Here is a 16,904-nt window from a genome sequence, read left to right on the forward strand (position 1 = left end):
GACATGCGGCGGTCCTTACAGCATTGGCCGGAAAACCGTAACCGGTCTTTGCCGAGCGACCGGCGAGCGGCCGTCACGACCCTTAGTTGGTCAGGCCGATCTCGCGCATCTTGACGTAGACGATCTCGTCTGGCTCGCCGGTCTCCGGCAAGCCGAACAGCGCCTGGAATTCCTTGATCGCGGCCTTGGTGCGCGCGCCTACGACGCCATCCAATTGAATGTCGTCATTGCCGAACGCTTTCAGTCCGGCCTGGATCTTGACGATGCGGGGATCCGGCGCCACCGCATTTGCCGGTGCGGACGCTGGAATGGCGGCTGGAACAGCGACCGTTTCGACCGGCCGCGGCACGGGATGCGGAACCACGGCTGCGGTCGTCGGCGTGGCACCCAGTTGATCCAGCAGGACGCTGTCGATCTCGCCGGAGGCATTCAATCCGACCTTCTGCTGATAGGCCTGGATGGCCTTGCGCGTATTCGGTCCGGGAATCCCGTCCACGGTGCCGGAATAGAAATCGAGATCCTTCAAAATGCCCTGGACCTGTTCGACGACCGGGTCGCTCTTGATCGGCGCAGCGGCCGGACGCACGATATTGATGGTGGTTTCGGGCTCGTCGCTGTCCGCCCGGGGAAAGCGCTCGATACTCCTGGTGGCGAAAAACGCGCCGGCATGCGGAAATGGCTGGTACCAAAGCGCGTTCGCCGAGACGTAGAACAGCGTCACCAGGAATGCGGTGGAGCCGCCGACCACAACAGGATTGCGCGAGATCAGGCTGCCCAGAGCCATAGCTCCGTGCTCGAAGGCATTGCCGCGGCGTTTGACCGCCTTAGGCTGTTTTGCGGAGCGACCCATTGCTCTCCCCCTTGCCACCGTCCGCTCTGGCTTTGGCCGCGGACATCGGCACCACGCCGGCCTTCTCCGCCGAGCGGCCCGTCGGGCCGCTCACGGGAAGGCTGATCGTCACCGTAGTGCCCTCGCCCGGCATGCTTTCGATCGACATGGTGCCCTCGTGCAGCGCCACCAGCCCCTTCACCAGCGAGAGCCCGAGGCCTGTGCCTTCGAAACGGCGGGTATAGTCGTTCTGGATCTGCATGAACGGCTTGCCGAGATTGGCGAAATCTTCCTCGGCGATGCCGATGCCAGTATCCCGGACCCAGAAATGCAGCCGCGAGCCGATGCGCTTGGCGCCGATGACGACATTGCCGCCTTCGGGCGTGAACTTGATCGCGTTAGAGACGAGATTGATCAGGATCTGCTGCACGGCGCGACGGTCGGCATTTATTTCGCCTGCGTCCGGCGCGATCTGGGCCTGCAGATCGATGGCCTTTGCCTCGGCTTGCAGGCGCATCATCGATTGGCACATCTCGACCGCTTCGCGGAAGCGGAACGGTTCCGGTTCGGTCGCGTAGGCGCCCGATTCGATCCGCGATACGTCGAGTATCGAGGTGACGACGGCGAGCAGGTGCTGGCCCGAATCCCTGACCAGCCCGACATATTCCTTCTGGCGCGGATCCTTGAAGCTGCCGAACATCTCGTGCAGCAACATGTCGGAAAAGCCGATGATGGCATTGAGCGGGGTGCGCAACTCATGGCTGACGACGGCAAGGAAGCGTCCTTTCGCCACCTCGGCGGAGGCAGCCGCCTCATTGGCGGCGGCAAGCTCCTGGCGCAGTCCGGCCAGTTCGTCGTTCTCGCGCAGAAGAAGCGTAAAGACAGTCTCCTGCCCCGGCGCGCGCATCATCTCGAGCGAGAACGGCCGGTAATTGTCGGCCGTCACGCCACTGCTCTGCGGCAGCCGTACGCGAAGGTCGAGCCGGCGCGACAGGGCGCCATCGCGCATATCGGCCAGCGCACTGAGATACGGGACGCGGTCGGACAGATGGATGCGATCGAAAAGTCCGGTGCCGAAAAGCAGCTCCGGTGGCAGCCGCAGCATAGTGCGTGCCTTAGCCGAGACGTCCAGAACCTCGCCATGCGCCGCGATTCGCAGCACGACGGTGTCGATGAGGTCTTCGAGCCGGTGGCTGCCGGCCGGATCGAACTGTGCGCTGGCGGCGCCGCGAAGCGGAGCGATACGCGGAATGAGCGTGAGTGCCCAGGCCAGTGGTACCAGCCAGTGCCATGCGGCGATTTCGGTCTGGTCGAGCGGCAAGACGGAACCGGCTAAAGGCTGCAGCAAGACTGCGACAAAGGCCGATATGGCGCCCCAGATCACGGCACGGCGCGACTGGCCGATCCACCACGCTTCAAACGGCACCGCCACCGCGAGCAAGGCAACCGGCGAGGCCACACCGCCGGCGGCAGCGATAAGGGCACCGAGGGCAACGCTGCCGACGACCAAGGCGAGTTGGCCGGCCAGGGTCATCTTGCCCGATGCAGCCACCAGCAGGGCGGCGAACCAGCAAAGGCCGAACGCCGCAAAGATGGCAGCCACGGTCACGGCCGCGCCCATGCCCGACGTGACCAGCGTCACCGCTGCACCCGCGCTGAAGAAAGGAGCCGCCAGCATGGCGCCAATGAACCGACTGTGGCGGCGACGATCGCTCTGGCCGAGCACGGACGGATGAACCATCCGTTCGCAACCGGCGGCTATCGCGCCCGGCAACTCGGCGTATCTGGCCTTGATCGCACTCAACTCAACGCACCCGGTCGTGAACGGCCCTGCTTTGCAGGCGGCTTTTGTCGATTCCGAAACTCGCATCCAGCGTTTAAGGAATGGATAAGGCTGGGCCGATGGTCCCCCGGCAGGCTGCAAATATCGGGATACCGGCGGGGAAAAACCGGGGCAATTGCCGCCATAGTAAACGGAGCGTTATCCACACCGCCCGCGCCTGAACCTACGACCGATGGCATCAAACTGTCGCCGATTAAGAAAATGATAATGAAAAACAATAGGTTGGATGGTTATCATTTGCTGAATAAAATCTGAGCCGTTCGAGGCAAATGAACTTCAAAACGCTTCGTTTCGAATCTACCTAAAATTTAAGGAAAACTGTTGCTTTCGGGACAAGCCGTCCTTTGCGCGTCTGTGTCAGTATCGCGGTACAAGGGTCGTGCGGTTCGGATGCATGACGTCATAAAGGACAGACAGATGGGCTTTCTGATAAGAGCTGCTTTCTGGTTTTCGCTGGTGCTTCTGGCGCTGCCGCTGGGTGTCGGCGCCGATGATGCGGGCCGCGAAAGCGTCGGGCCGCTCCAGGCGCTGTTTGCGGCGCGCGAAGCCGTCGGCGATATCGCCGGCATCTGCGAGCGCAAGCCGGACGTGTGCGAGACCGGGAAATCGGCAATGCACACCATCACCGCCCGGGCCAGGGAGACCGCCAAGATCGCGGCCGCCATGCTGGACGACAAGGCCGCTGAACCCGATACGGTGACGACCACCGGCAGCGTGTCCGAGGAAATCGTGTTGCCGGCGAAAGTCGATTTGCCGGCGAAAGTGCACTTGCCGGCGAAGAACTGAGACTGTTTCGGCCGAATTCATCGCTAAACCGCAAGGCTCTCGCTCTCGGCACCTGCGGCGTTTCTCCTCTTTTTCCGTGACGTGGCAGCGCCGGATGACTATATCCGGGGGAATGACGACGACGATCCAGACCATCCGCGACGACTTTTCCCTGCTCGACGAGTGGGAAGACCGCTATCGCTATGTGATTGAACTGGGTGAAGCGCTGCCGCCGTTTCCCGACGAGCAACGCATACAAGCCAACAAGGTGCCCGGCTGCGTCAGCCAGGTCTGGCTGACCACCGAGCAAGGCGGGGGTGTCGACCCCGTTATCACCTTCAAGGGCGATTCCGACGCGCATATCGTGCGCGGCCTGGTCGCCATCATGCTGGCGCTGTTTTCGGGACGGCCGGCCAGCGAAATCCAGAGGACCGACGCAGAGGCCACATTGAAGGCACTCGGACTTGACGAGCACCTGTCGCCGCAGCGCGCCAATGGTCTTCGCTCGATGGTCAAGCGCATCAAGCGTGACGCCGAGGCAGCGCTGAAGCAGACCGCCTGACCGGACGGCAATTGCCGGCGGCATGAAGAACTGGCGGCCTGAGCTTGGTCTCCCCACAATGCGAAAACGGCGCCTGTAGGCGCCGTTTGAGTATCAAACCGGAAGAGCCGCTTGTCAGCGTCCCTTGCGCTTGCGGCCGAGACCCATCTTCTTGGCGAGCTGCGAACGGGCGGCCGCGTAATTGGGCGCAACCATCGGATAGCTCGGGTCCAGGTTCCACTTTTCACGATACTGGTCGGGCGTCAGATCATAGTGGGTCATCAAGTGACGCTTGAGCGACTTGAACTTCTTGCCGTCTTCGAGACAGATGATGTAGTCGTCATGCACCGACCGCTTCGGATTTACCGCCGGCTTCTGCTTGTCGGCAGGCGGCTGCTCGGCGGCCCCGCCGACACGCCCGAGAGCGGCATGGACATCGGCGATAAGGTTCGGCAGTTCGCCGACCGGTACGGGATTGTTGCTGACATAGGCAGCCACCACGTCGGCGGTGAGCTCGATCAGCGCGTCACTGTTTCTGGAAGGTGTTTCGGTAATATCCATGGCGTTCAGGCCCCAACGAGAATTGTTTCTGTTTGCGCCCGTTTCGATAGTTGGGCATCGCGCGAACTTGTGCAGGAAAAAGCCTCCGCGATTCGCGTCGCGGCATCTTAATGGGCCGGGCCGCCAAGTAAGTCAATTCGCTTCTTTCGGTCTATTCAGCGATACAAGTCAAATCTTCCATATTCAGCTTCACTCTTTCGTGCAAAGCGTAACTTTGCCGTTTTTTCTGGTCAGACCAGCATCGACTGACGCCGCGGCAAGCAGCCATTACACAAACGGCAGCAGGTAAATAGAGTTCGATGCTTGACCCTGCCGGCGGCATTACAGCCTGGATGATCGGCGGATTCAGTAAAATCATAGGTTGCGAAGCGTTACTGTTGCTCGCGAGCCGTCGCCGGAGCGGTGCGCTGTGTCATTGAAATGGGGTAATGTATTTCCGTAGACCCAGCCATATCGGCCACTTGCCAAGCCGCGAAGGCAGTTGCATGAGATTGACCGGCACTGGCAGGGTCATCGCAGCGACGGCGAGAACCGCGGCAGTCCGAGAAGAAATATTCGTTATCCGCTCCTCCAGCCCGTCCTCTCGAGCCACCACGACAATAGATCATAGCCCTTGAACCCGCGCTGCTCGGCGTGTTCATTCGCCATTCAAGTAGCTTCCACAGCGAGACGCAATGACCAGAACCCCAGTGTTTCCGACCGCCACGCCGCCGCAGCCGGAGAAGCGGCCGATCTTCGACACGCATCACGGCATAACGCGGACGGACGATTATGGCTGGCTGAGGGCCGCCAATTGGCAAGAGATGTTCAGGGATCCGTCCCTGCTCGACGGCCAAATCCGCGCCCACCTCGAAGCCGAGAATGCTTACCAGGCGGCGCTGATGGCCGATACGGTCCAACTGCAGAAGCAGCTTTTCGCGGAAATGAAGGGACGCATCAAGGAAGACGATTCTTCCGTGCCGATGAAGGACGGACCTTACGCCTACGGCTCCTCCTTCAAGCTTGGCGGCCAGCAGCCGCGTTATTTCCGCACGGCGCGTGACGGCGGCGACAAGCAGATATTGCTCGACGGCGATGCCGAGGCCGAGGGCAAGCCCTATTTCCGCCTGGGCGGCGTCGATCATTCGGACGACCACAGCAAGCTGCTCTGGGCCTTCGACGACAAGGGTTCCGAATTCTACACGCTGCGCGTCCGCGATCTGGCCGGCGGCAACGATCTGGCGGACAGGGTCCCGGACACCGGCGGCGGCGGTGTGTGGGATGCCGGCAATGACGGTTTTTTCTACACCCGCCTCGACCCCAACCACCGTCCTTCCAAAGTGCTGTTCCATGCGCTTGGCGACGGTCCTGAAAACGACCGGCTGATCTACGAGGAGACCGATCCCGGCTTCTTCATGGATGTCGGCGGCACGCGCTCCAACGAGTGGATCATGATCGGCATCAACGACCATGAGACCTCGGAATACCGCATCATGAGCGCCGACGATCCGTTCGCAGAGCCGAAGCTGGTTGCGGCGCGCCAGACGGGCCTGCAGTACGAACTCGAGGAAGGCGGCGACATCTTCTTCATCCTCACCAATGCCGACGGCGCCAAGGACTTCAAGATCATGACGGCGCCGGCCCATGATCCGGTGCGCGCCAACTGGCAGGAACTGGTGCCGCACGAAGCGGGCCGGCTGATCCTTTCGGTGATCGGCTTCAAGGACCACATGGTCCGGCTCGAGCGCAAGGAAGGCCTGCCGCGCATCGTCGTGCGCGACCGCAAGAGCGGCGAGGAGCACCTGATCTCCTTCGACGAGGAAGCCTTCTCGCTCGGCCTGTCCGGCTCCTACGAATACGACACCGAGATCATGCGCTTTTCCTATTCGTCGATGACGACCCCGGCGCAGGTCTTCGATTACAACATGCGCACCCGCGAGCGGGTGCTGCTCAAGACCCAGGAAGTGCCGTCCGGCCACGACCCGGAGCACTACGTCACGCGCCGGCTGATGGCGCCTGCCGCCGACGGCGAACTGGTGCCGATCTCGCTCCTCCATCACCGCGACACACCGCTCGACGGGTCCGCCCCTTGCCTGCTTTACGGCTACGGATCTTACGGCATAGCCGTACCCGCCGCGTTCAACACCAATCTGTTTTCGCTGGTCGACCGCGGCTTTGTCTACGCGATAGCCCATGTTCGCGGCGGCAAGGACAAGGGCTATGGCTGGTACGACGACGGCAAGCGGGCGAACAAGATGAACACGTTCACCGATTTTGTCGCTGCCGCCCACCACCTTGTCGCCGAACGCTATACGCAGCATGACCGCATCGTTGCGCAAGGCGGTTCGGCCGGCGGCATGCTGATGGGCGCGGTCGCCAACATGGCGCCGCAATGCTTCGGCGGCATCGTCGCCGAGGTTCCCTTCGTCGACGTGCTCACCACCATGCTCGACGCCAGCTTGCCGCTGACGCCGCCGGAATGGCCGGAATGGGGCAATCCGATCGCGTCGGCGGAGGATTACCGGACCATCGCCGCCTACTCGCCCTACGACAATGTCGCCGCACTCGACTATCCGCCGATCCTGGCGCTGGCCGGCCTGACCGACCCGCGCGTCACTTATTGGGAGCCGGCCAAATGGGTGGCGCGGCTGCGCGACCGCAAGACAGGTGGGAATCCGGTGCTGTTCAAGATCAACCTGGATTCAGGCCATGCCGGCGCCTCCGGCCGGTTTTCAAGACTGGAGGAAATCGCCTTCACCTACGCCTTCGCGCTCAAGGTGAGGGGCAAGGCCGAGCTTGCGGCGTGAGCATCGGCGGATGAGCGGTCATTGCCTTCCGTTCCGCGACGTGGCTTCATTGGCGGTGAGAGTTGCGGAGCCCACCAATGATCGATCTCGCCACGTTGATAGCTTATGTCGCGGTTGTGCTTGGCTTTGTCTTCATCCCGGGTCCCGCCACTCTTCTGACGGTGGCGCGGGCAACCAGTTCCGGAACCAGGGTGGGCATTGCGACCGGCGCCGGGATCGCGGCCGGCGACGTGGTTCACACCTTCATGGCGATCGTCGGCATTTCGGCGATAATTGCCACGTCGGCGGCGCTTTTCAACATCGTGAAGTACATCGGCGCAGCCTACCTCATTTATCTCGGCATTCGCGCGATCATCGAGAAAACGCCGGCCTATCCGGCCGCCGGCGCACTTGCGATCCCCGCTGCCAAAGCATTTCGGCAGGCTGTTTTGACCGAGGTTCTCAATCCCAAGACCGCGCTTTTCTTCCTCGCATTTCTTCCGCAGTTCGTGCGGCCTGAAAACGGATCGGTGATGCTTCAACTGGCGATATTGGGCATCATCTTTGTTCTGTTGGGCCTCGTCAGCACGGTGGTTTTCGCCGTGGGTGCGGGCGGCCTCGGTGCATTCCTGCGCCGAAACCCGACGGTGCTGAGATGGCAAGGCAAGGCTGTCGGCGGTATCTATTGCGCCTTAGGCATCCGGCTGGCGCTGCAACAGCGCTAGGGTCTCGACAGGCGACGAGCCGTACGAGGCTTCGGATAATGGGCAGGCACAGCTGATTTTCCGCTCGCAATTGCAAAGGCCGCGCGCTACCCAGTGCGCGGCCTTTTCACAGCCGCGCCAACACACAATCACCCAGGGATCTGCCATGTTGCTCGTCGATGTCTATCTCGACAAATCGCCCATCCAGGGCATCGGCGTCTTTGCCAAGAACCACATTGCCCGCGGCACGCTGGTCTGGAAGCTCGACCCGAAATACGACCGGCGCATCGAGGTAGCGGCCTACGAGCGGGAAACCGGGCCGGTCAGAACCTATCTCGACCGCTACGCCTATCCGGACCGGCGCGACCCGAATTACATCGTCTTCGAAGCCGACGATGCGCGCTACATGAACCATGCCGACGACCCGAATTGCGACGTCTCGCAGCCGGAGGAGACCTATGCCTTGCGCGACATTGGGCCCGGCGAGGAAATGACCTGCGACTACAATCACTTCTTCGAAACCGGCTTCGACTTTCTCGGCGACCGCTGACGCAACGGCCGTCAGCTCGACGGCTTCTTGCGCGCCGGATAGCCGTTGGGGTGCGGCGGCACGGCTTTCAGGTAGGCGGCGATCGCCGCGCGGTCCTCCGGGGTCAGCACGGCCATGTTCCGCTGCACGTCGACCATTGCGCCGCCGACCGTATCGAAATCCGGCGTGAAGCCGGTTTCGAGATAGTTGGCGATGTCGGCCTCGGACCAGTCCGCGATGCCGCCCTCGCCCGACGTGATGTTCGGCACGATGCCGCTGCCTTCGGCGGCGGCCGCACCTGCCAGCCATTGGCTCTTCCTGGTGCCGCCGGCAAGATCCCGCGGCGTGTGGCATTCGCCGCAATGGCCGGGGCCTTCGACCAGATAGCGGCCTGTCAACACCGGATCCGGTGTGCCGTCGGGAAAGGAAACGACCGGCTGGTCACTCAAATAGAGCAGCTTCCACAAGCCAAGACCGCGTCGGACGTTGAAGGGAAATGCCAGCGAATTGGCGGGCGCCTTGCCGGCGACCGCGGGTAACGTCTTCAGGAATGCATAGAGATCGGCAATGTCGGCCGGCTTCATGCGCGCGTAGGAAGCATAGGGAAATGCCGGATAGAGATGCTCGCCCGACGGCGACACGCCCTTCAGCATGGCGTTGGCAAAGTCCTCGACCGACCAGGCGCCGATGCCGTCCCTGGTATCCTGCGATATGTTCGGCGGCACGAAGGTGCCGAATGGCGTCTTGAGTTCAAGGCCGCCCGCCAGCTGAAGACGGGCGTCGCCTTGCGAGCCAGGCTTGGCATGACAGGATGTGCAGCCGCCGGCGTAGAAGATGCGCTTGCCCCTGGCGGCGTCGCCAGGACCAAGCTCAGCCAGCGTTGCGGCATCGAGCCTGACCGGAGCCGACAGGAACCAGCCGGCAATCGCGGCCGCGCCGCCCAGAACGAGGGCGGCGCCGACAAGTTTCTTCAGCAAGCGCATTGCCCGCTATCAGCCTTTTTTCACCCTGTAGTTTTGATGACAGTTGCCGCAGCCGCCGCCAATGGTGTTGAACTGCGCCTTCAACGCGTCGGCATCCGCAGGTGCTGCGGCGACCGCCGCCTTGACGTCGGCGAGGTACTTGCCTTCAGCCGTCTTGAAGCCGGCCATGTCCTGCCAGATTTTTGGGGACGCCGTCGTGTCGCTGGTGTCGCTGCCCGCCGGGAAAAGCGTGTCGACGCCGGCATGGAATTTCTCGGCATTGACCTGCAGTGCCTGCAACGCCGTCAGCACCGAAGCGGCGTCGTAGGGCGTCTCGCCCTTGACCACTTTCGACAATCCGGCGGCGATCTTGCCACGTTCCTTCATCAGGGCCTGCCGGTCGGCTACCGGGTCGGCAAATGCCGCCGAACCGGCGAAGGCGAGCATCGAGATGGCGAGGATAAGCTTTCTCATTCACTTGGCTCCATGTTGAAGGCAAATTCAGAATGCGGTCCCACCCCGATGACAAACGGCAAGGATGGCTTAAAAATTCCGACGCTTCGCCTCACGCTTGCGTGAAATTTTTGCAGCTGTCGTTCTGATGCAGAAAAAGAAAAGCCCCGGTTCTGCCGGGGCTTTCTGGAACGGATCAGGCCTTTTCGTAGAGTTCGAGCACATAGTCCCAGTTGATGAGACTGTCGACGAAGGCTTCGAGATATTTCGGCCGGGCGTTGCGATAATCGATGTAATAGGAATGTTCCCAGACATCGACGCCGAGGATCGGCGTCGCGCCATGGACGAGCGGGTTCTCGCCATTCGGCGTCTTCGAGATCGCCAGCTTGCCGTCCTTGACCGAGACCCAGGCCCAGCCCGAACCGAACTGGGTGGTGCCGGCGGCGATGAAGTCGGCCTTGAACTTGTCGTAGCCACCAAGATCGCTGTCGACCGCCTTTTGCAATGCGCCCGGCAGCTTGTTGCCACCGCCGCCCTTCTTCATCCATTTCCAGAAATGGATGTGATTGTAGTGCTGGGCGGCATTGTTGAAGAGGCCCGCATTCTTGCCGAAGGACTGTTTGACGGCCTCTTCGACCGACAAATCGCCCATGCCCGCCTCGGCGGCCAGCTTGTTGCCGTTATCGACATAGGCCTTGTGGTGCTTGTCGTGGTGATATTCCAGCGTTTCCTTGGACATGTAAGGCTGCAAAGCCTCGTAATCATAGGGCAAGGCGGGCAATTCAAAAGCCATCGGTCGTACTCCCTCGTGGAAAAATCCGGTGTCGATACCGGACTAACATAGGACTGGATTGGTCTGGAACAACTCCGGAAACGAAGCGCCGGCCGCTTTTTAGCGGGTCAGCCGGGCGAAGTCGAATGCGCCCATTCCCAATAGAGTTCGCGCGCCTTCTTGGCCACCGGTCCCGGCTGCAGATTGCGATCCTCGATACGGGTGACCGGCACGACTTTCGAGTGGTTTCCGGTCGAGAAGATTTCGTCCGCCTCCAGGAAATCGCGGATCGACAGCGTCTTTTCCGTCGTCGTGAAACCGTATTCGCCTAGCAGGGCCATGGTGCGCGCGCGGGTAATGCCGGACAGGAAGGTGCCGTTCGGCGCCGGCGTCAGGACATGGCCGTCCTTGACCAGGAAAATATTCGAGGTGCCGGTCTCGGCGACATTGCCCAGCATGTCGAGCACGAGCGCATTGTCGAAGCCGCGCATCTTGGCTTCGAGGATGGCACGGCCGTTGTTGGGATAAAGGCAGCCGGCCTTGGCGTTGGTCGGCATGGTCTCGATGGTCGGGCGCCGGAACGGCGACACCGTCACCGAAAACCCCGCCGGCGAGATCATCGGCGATTCGTAGAGGCAAAGGCAGAAACGCGTCGAGGCCGGGTCGGCCGGCACGCCCATATAGCCGCCATGCTCGGCCCAATACATCGGCCTGATATAGACCGCCGTCTTGCCGTCGAACTTCTTCAGCCCGTCCCAGGTCAGGCCGACGATCCTGTCGGTGCTCATCGTCGGTTTCAGACCGAGCGCGATCGCCGAGGCATTTACCCGCGCTGCATGGCGATCGAGATCGGGAGCGACGCCCTCGAACCAGCGAGCGCCGTCGAACACGCTGGTGCCGAGCCACATGGCGTGGCTGCGCGGCCCTAGAATGGCAACATTGCCCTCGTACCAGTCGCCGTCGACGAAGGTCCATGTCGCGGATTGCGCCGCTGTCGCCAATGTCATTGCCAGGTTCCGTTCGATGCTTGTTGCGGCGCATTGGAAGATGCTTTGGCGGCCGCCGTCAACCGGCATGGCTGAGATTTGTTGAGGCCAGCGGGCTGGCGGACTGCAATCAGCGCTTGCGCCTTGCCTTATGCGGCCTCAAAACTGTCGAATGCAGTTCGCGGCTTACGTTTTCGACGCCTATGGCACGCTGTTCGACGTGCATGCGGCCGTGCGCCGTCACGCCGACCAGATCGGGCCGGACGGCCAGTTGCTGTCCGATATCTGGCGCGCCAAGCAGCTGGAATATTCCTGGGTCAGGACGCTGATGGGGGCCTATGCCGATTTCTGGCAGCTCACCGAGCAGGCCCTCGACTTCGCCCTGCGCAAGGTTCCATCCGCCGATGCCGGGCTGAGGGCGAAGCTGCTCGAGGCCTATTGGCGGCTGGACTGCTATCCGGAGGTACCGGCCGTGCTCAAGGCGCTCAAGGCATCGGGGGCAAGGCTGGCGATCCTGTCCAACGGTTCGCCTGAGATGCTGCAAGCGGCCGTCAAGTCCGCCGCGCTCGACCAGGTCCTGGACGACGTCTTTTCCGTCGACAGCGTCAGGCGCTTCAAGACCGATCCGTCGGTCTACGACATGGTCACCACGGGCTGGCGCCTCTATCCGGGCGCTGTCTCTTTCCAGTCATCCAACCGCTGGGACGTCGCCGGCGCCACCAAATTCGGCTTCAGGACAGTGTGGATCAACCGCGCCAATCAGCCTGAGGAATACCGGGATTTTCCACCGGCCCTGATCCTGCCGTCCCTTGAAGGTCTGGTCGCCGGGGGGTGACACCGGAAATGTTGCGTCGGCGCAACAGTGACGATCCGGTCACAGCTTTGCCTTTGTTTGTCCACCCTGCGGCCAGAATTGGAACCGCCTATCGCGCCGGGCATTGCTCGGGCAACCGCGCGCAACAGGACGCATTTATGCTTTGTTGCGATTTGAGACTTAAAAAAGGCAATCATGTTCACACCCCCATCGTCCTCTTTTCGCCTGAGCCGTCGCGGTTTTCTCAACGCAGCAGCCCTTGGCGCCGCCTCGGTCGCGGTCTCCAGTTGCACCACGCTGTCGCAACAACCGGTCGAGCCACCGCCGCCGACCTATGTCGAGCCGGCGCTCGGCGACTATGTGACGATGTATGGGCCGATGTCGGATGGCGGCTTCGAGCTGCCGGCCATACCGGCCGACAAGATCGACCCGCAGTTCCTGCGCCAGATCGTTGACGATCCGACCGGGCAGCAGCCGGGCACCATCGTCGTCGACACCACCAATCACTTCCTCTACCTGGTGCGCCCGGGCGGCCAGGCGATCCGCTACGGTGTCGGCCTCGGCCGCGCCGGCTTCGAATGGTCGGGCGATGCGGTGGTCCAATGGAAGCAGAAATGGCCGAAATGGACGCCGCCGGACGACATGATCGCCCGGCAGCCGGAGTTGAAGCCGTACAGCGCCGACAATGGCGGCATGCCCGGTGGGCTCAAGAACCCGCTTGGCGCGCGGGCGCTTTATCTCTTCCAGGGCAACCAGGACACGCTCTACCGCTTGCACGGTTCGCCGGAATGGCGGTCGATCGGCAAGTCGGTGTCGTCGGGCTGTGTGCGCCTGATGAACCAGGACATCATCGATCTCTATGATCGTGTGCCGAACAAGACCCCGGTCGTGGTGACGGCCGACATCGGTCAGCCGATGGTGGCGACAGCAAACCGCAAAGCCATCCCGATCGACGCTGGCGTGCCGGAAGGATCGATCCTGCTCGGCCCGATAAAATCGATCACAAACTCGATCTTTTGAGCTGGTCGAAAGCGCGGAGGCGGGATTGCTCACGGCTCCTGCTGGCTTTGCCGAGCGTCGGCTTGCCCGTGCCCGCTTTTAGGTCCGATGCTTATGCCGAGCCCCCCGATAGCCGACATTCAACGCAACCAGCGTTCCCTACCCATTGCTGCCCGTCCTGGGCCGTTTCTCCTTCCCGAAACCCGACGTTGAGCGCAACCAGCGCTCCTGACCCTTGCCAGACATTCCAAGGCCAGTGATCGCGATCGTCGGCTATGGATTATTGTTTGCGGTCATTCAGCCCGACGGTTCGAGGCTGTTTGCGATGAGCGGAAGCGGACCTTCCCCGATGTGACCATACTGCGACGCCTCGGCTCGGAAGCGGAGCGTCCACTAGGGCGCCGGATCGCTTCGGATTGATTTGGCTAAGAGAGGTGGAAGCTGTTCGCGTCTATCCGCGACGTTGACCATAACAATTACCGACCATGATCATCTTGACATGCACAATAAGCAGTAGCCTGCGACCACGTTGACCCTTAGTCTGCAACCGTAGGCAACGGTTCAATACGGGTCATGGCAACGCAACTTACTCGGTCGGCGGTTCGCATTTACGGGGCGTTGTCTGCACTCGGAAATGACAGCGGAAACGTGCTGGAAGGGTTGCTGCCGTTCTTCGATCCGATCTTGCGCCGTCACAATGGCAGCAAACTCGACCCAGATGTCATCGCCGCAGCAATTCGCGATATGTACAAGTGGAACTTCAACTCCGATCTGGTCGAGACATTTGTCCCTTACTTAGAGCGTCACGGCTGGATTGTTGCTGACATCGCAGGTGCCAAGGATACCACGTATACGATTCAGATGGCTGACAACGGCGAGCCGGATGCATCCACTCAGACCGTTGAGGCTGAGCTACGCCGCATCGCCACTCAGTTTAAGGAGTTCTCCGAAGCGCTTTCGCCACTCACTACAATCCCCCGAGACGTCGAAGAGTTCGAGGACATCCTTGTCGAATGGCTCCTTTACGTCGAAGCGTTCAGCGAGAAGAGCATCGAGTTCAAAGCGGGCGTCAAACCGGATGCGTCAGGAAAGCTGCGGCAGGTAGTAGAAATCCCCAATACGACCTCCCTCCGAGACGAAGAGAAATTCCTGTGCGCGCGCTTCGTCAAACATGCAATCGAGGAGAACCAAGGCAGTGCTGAGGTACTTGCCCGGATTGCAGCTATCGGGCTTCTGACCGAGGTCGTTCAGGACTTTGTGAAGCCGGTGACCTCGGTCGATAAGACCGACCTCGTTGTCTATCTGGATGCGCCAGTTGCGATGGAACTTCTCGGTGTCTCCGGGAAGTTGGCGCGCGAGAACACTGCCCCTGTCGTGGCCGAACTCATCAGGATCGGGGCCTCGGTTCGAATTTTCGGGCAGAGCCTCGACGAGATAAAGAATAACCTGCAAGCCGTCTTGAAGAATCCGCGCCCTACAGGCCCGACTGCGCATGCCCTATTGAGGCGTGAGGTCTTGCGGGAGTATGTGAACGAGGTGTCGCGCAACCCTGCTCCCCTGTTGGACGCAGTGGGTGTGAAGGCTACGTATCGAACCCGGGAGCAGGCCATCCGAGCACCAGTTCTTTAACAAGGACAACTGGCAGGACCTTTACGGCAGGCTCAGTTACGCCGAGAATCCGTTGGCGCGTGAACACGACACCGACATCACTGCCTTCATTGTCAGACAGCGGCGGGGCAGAACTAGCCGAGACATATTCAAGTCGCACGCGGTCGGCCTGACTCGGAACGGTCTTCTTGCCCAAATTGTCCGCCGAGCGTGTGTCCAAATGAGCGGACTGCCTGACGAAACGGTGCCGCCCGTCGTTCATCGCCGCGTACTTGCGACCGCCATCTGGCTCCGCACAGGCATGGGGGCCGGTGATCTCAACATTCCAAAACGAATGCTGCTGGCAAGCTGCGAACATGTGCTCGCGATCCGTCCGGGAGTGGTAGCGGCCGTGAAGCGGCTCACTGATGCGCTGGGGGATGACGACAAGAGCCGCCAGCTCGATTTGCTGATTTCGCAGGATCGCAGCGCGCAGGCCCTCATGGATAAAACGCTAGGTGTGTCCAACGTCGTGACCGAGGAAAACCTCCCGCTTTTGTGGCAGGAGATGCTGCATCCGCACCTCGAAGAGGAACGTCAGAAAGGGCTGGAAGCGGTCAACAAGGCAAAAGCCGAAGGGAAAAAACGGTTAAACAAGGTCAATGAACGAATTGAGACGATACAGAAGGAGAGGGAGCAAGAAGCAACAATCTTGGGCGCAAAGCTGGAGGCCAAGCACCGTGAGGACCGTTATGCGATTGAGGCCCTTTGCACTGATGTCGAGGGGACCCTTCGCCGCAACAGAGCCGTCAGAATCGGCATTGGTGTGGTCTTGGGCTCGATCTTCTCTGTTTCGCTGCTGTTGGACACAACGCCAATAATTCGAGCGGCTTCTTTCGTTATTGGCTGGTTGCTGGCCTACCTTACTGCCACGGGTGGAAGGTTGCTCGGGATCAGCACCGATGAAACGCAGGCACTCAAAGCGCTGCATTCCGCCGCAGAGCGCAGGAAGCTAGTGAGTAAGCTCGACCAATTCGACGTTAGCTGGAACAAGACTGCTTTCGTCGTTGCGGACCAGCCGGAGCTACCCTCTCGTGATCGCGTCGATCTGTTCAGCTTGAGCAACGCCGGTAAGTAGAACCGCGTCGCAAGCGACGACGTTTTAGAAGGTGGCAGCGCAGACGCCTCCCCCGACGGTGATGACCCCTAAAGGCCGCCAGGCAAATGGTAGGGTGCACGCCTCATGATCGCAATGAGGCCACGTGACTGTTATGTCCGTCCGCGCTATCGAACGGCAAGTAATGGGATCGAGACATTCCGTTAGTAGCTGACCAATGACCGTTCGTGGCGCGATCGAGGCGATGCTGACTTCGCCTACTCAGCAGCTGCCAGCGCGGGTCAAACGGCTTGGTTGGGTCGGTCTTTCGCGTTCCCTCAGAGTCGCAAGAGCGTGGGGTGAGCGGTACTACATCGACCCGGCCAGACGCCATTCCAACCGCTGATCCGTCTCGACGGCTTTCGGCCGCGTTGGACGTTTCGCTAGGTCGCTTCGCCCGGCTTATGGAAGTTCGATCTCGCCGTCCACCACGTGGTTGAGGCCGGTGCCTTCCGCCGTCAGCGTCATGCGGACCTTCAGCTTCTTGCCGCCGATTTGCCCTTCGCGCACCGTCTCCTCGATCTTGCGCTGTGAGGTGACGCCGACTTCCTTCAGGAACTTGCGGATCGACATGTTGACGGCGTCTTCGCTCATGGCGGAACTCCTCTGTGTCCGGAAGGGATTGTAAGGGAAGGCAA

17 protein-coding genes are annotated in these 16,904 nt (G+C 61.2%); 9 read left to right on the forward strand and 8 right to left on the reverse strand.

Going from position 1 to position 16,904, the window contains the following annotated elements; genetic code table 11:
- Positions 1 to 82: 82 nt before the first annotated feature.
- The gene (locus tag NKI29_RS07310; protein ID WP_352566132.1) at positions 83 to 850 is read right to left on the reverse strand and encodes a peptidoglycan-binding domain-containing protein; all 768 of its coding nucleotides are present in this window, start codon (positions 848 to 850) and stop codon (positions 83 to 85) included.
- The gene (locus tag NKI29_RS07315) at positions 825 to 2,570 is read right to left on the reverse strand and encodes an ATP-binding protein (protein ID WP_352795974.1); all 1,746 of its coding nucleotides are present in this window, start codon (positions 2,568 to 2,570) and stop codon (positions 825 to 827) included. Before NKI29_RS07315 ends, NKI29_RS07310 begins: the two co-directional genes overlap by 26 nt.
- A 519-nt stretch (positions 2,571 to 3,089) precedes the next feature.
- Here NKI29_RS07315 and NKI29_RS07320 point away from each other — a divergent pair.
- A complete protein-coding gene (locus NKI29_RS07320) occupies positions 3,090 to 3,458 on the forward strand; it encodes a DUF5330 domain-containing protein (protein ID WP_023677842.1) in 369 nt (122 codons plus the stop codon).
- 112 nt (positions 3,459 to 3,570) lie between these two features.
- Positions 3,571 to 3,999, forward strand: coding sequence for a SufE family protein (locus NKI29_RS07325; RefSeq protein ID WP_023677843.1), 429 nt, complete (start codon positions 3,571 to 3,573; stop codon positions 3,997 to 3,999).
- 114 nt (positions 4,000 to 4,113) lie between these two features.
- Here NKI29_RS07325 and NKI29_RS07330 read toward each other — a convergent pair whose 3' ends face one another.
- Positions 4,114 to 4,539 carry a Ros/MucR family transcriptional regulator gene (locus NKI29_RS07330; protein WP_023677844.1) on the reverse strand — a complete coding sequence of 142 codons (426 nt, stop codon included), beginning with the start codon at positions 4,537 to 4,539 and terminating at the stop codon, positions 4,114 to 4,116.
- Positions 4,540 to 5,213: 674 nt separating this feature from the next.
- On the opposite strand from NKI29_RS07330, the gene NKI29_RS07335 reads away from it, so the two are divergent.
- The 3 genes from NKI29_RS07335 to NKI29_RS07345 all read left to right on the forward strand — a co-directional run bounded on the left by NKI29_RS07335 (position 5,214) and on the right by NKI29_RS07345 (position 8,558).
- A complete protein-coding gene (locus tag NKI29_RS07335; protein WP_352795761.1) occupies positions 5,214 to 7,325 on the forward strand; it encodes a S9 family peptidase in 2,112 nt (703 codons plus the stop codon).
- A gap of 77 nt (positions 7,326 to 7,402) precedes the next feature.
- A complete protein-coding gene (locus NKI29_RS07340; RefSeq protein ID WP_023677846.1) occupies positions 7,403 to 8,029 on the forward strand; it encodes a LysE family translocator in 627 nt (208 codons plus the stop codon).
- A gap of 145 nt (positions 8,030 to 8,174) precedes the next feature.
- Positions 8,175 to 8,558, forward strand: coding sequence for an SET domain-containing protein (locus tag NKI29_RS07345; RefSeq protein WP_023677847.1), 384 nt, complete (start codon positions 8,175 to 8,177; stop codon positions 8,556 to 8,558).
- A gap of 11 nt (positions 8,559 to 8,569) precedes the next feature.
- Here NKI29_RS07345 and NKI29_RS07350 read toward each other — a convergent pair whose 3' ends face one another.
- The 4 genes from NKI29_RS07350 to NKI29_RS07365 all read right to left on the reverse strand — a co-directional run bounded on the left by NKI29_RS07350 (position 8,570) and on the right by NKI29_RS07365 (position 11,731).
- A complete protein-coding gene (locus NKI29_RS07350) occupies positions 8,570 to 9,520 on the reverse strand; it encodes a cytochrome c (protein WP_352569879.1) in 951 nt (316 codons plus the stop codon).
- A 9-nt stretch (positions 9,521 to 9,529) separates the two neighbouring features.
- Entirely contained in the window at positions 9,530 to 9,973 is a 444-nt protein-coding gene (locus NKI29_RS07355; protein ID WP_352566539.1) for a c-type cytochrome, read from the reverse strand.
- Positions 9,974 to 10,148: 175 nt separating this feature from the next.
- Positions 10,149 to 10,745, reverse strand: a complete 597-nt coding sequence (locus NKI29_RS07360; RefSeq protein ID WP_023677850.1) for a superoxide dismutase — start codon at positions 10,743 to 10,745, stop codon at positions 10,149 to 10,151.
- A gap of 107 nt (positions 10,746 to 10,852) precedes the next feature.
- Positions 10,853 to 11,731, reverse strand: coding sequence for a branched-chain amino acid aminotransferase (locus NKI29_RS07365; protein WP_352470990.1), 879 nt, complete (start codon positions 11,729 to 11,731; stop codon positions 10,853 to 10,855).
- 151 nt (positions 11,732 to 11,882) lie between these two features.
- Here NKI29_RS07365 and NKI29_RS07370 point away from each other — a divergent pair, with 151 nt between their 5' ends.
- From NKI29_RS07370 to NKI29_RS07385, 4 genes are all read left to right on the forward strand, one after another.
- Complete coding sequence (locus NKI29_RS07370; protein ID WP_023677852.1) at positions 11,883 to 12,545, forward strand: haloacid dehalogenase type II; 663 nt, start codon at positions 11,883 to 11,885, stop codon at positions 12,543 to 12,545.
- Positions 12,546 to 12,719: 174 nt separating this feature from the next.
- Positions 12,720 to 13,544 (forward strand): L,D-transpeptidase, encoded by an 825-nt coding sequence (locus tag NKI29_RS07375; RefSeq protein ID WP_023677853.1) that lies wholly within the window; start codon positions 12,720 to 12,722, stop codon positions 13,542 to 13,544.
- Positions 13,545 to 14,096: 552 nt separating this feature from the next.
- On the forward strand, positions 14,097 to 15,152 hold the full coding sequence (locus NKI29_RS07380) for a hypothetical protein (protein ID WP_031213483.1): 1,056 nt from the start codon (positions 14,097 to 14,099) through the stop codon (positions 15,150 to 15,152).
- Between the two features lie 199 nt (positions 15,153 to 15,351).
- On the forward strand, positions 15,352 to 16,248 hold the full coding sequence (locus NKI29_RS07385) for a hypothetical protein (RefSeq protein ID WP_352795762.1): 897 nt from the start codon (positions 15,352 to 15,354) through the stop codon (positions 16,246 to 16,248).
- A 420-nt stretch (positions 16,249 to 16,668) separates the two neighbouring features.
- Here the strand turns inward: NKI29_RS07385 and NKI29_RS07390 are convergent, their stop codons facing one another.
- A complete protein-coding gene (locus tag NKI29_RS07390) occupies positions 16,669 to 16,860 on the reverse strand; it encodes a DUF6494 family protein (RefSeq protein ID WP_023679340.1) in 192 nt (63 codons plus the stop codon).
- Positions 16,861 to 16,904: the final 44 nt, after the last annotated feature.

The sequence above is a fragment of the Mesorhizobium sp. M0678 genome (genome assembly GCF_040320505.1).
Classification (GTDB): Bacteria; Pseudomonadota; Alphaproteobacteria; order Rhizobiales; family Rhizobiaceae; genus Mesorhizobium.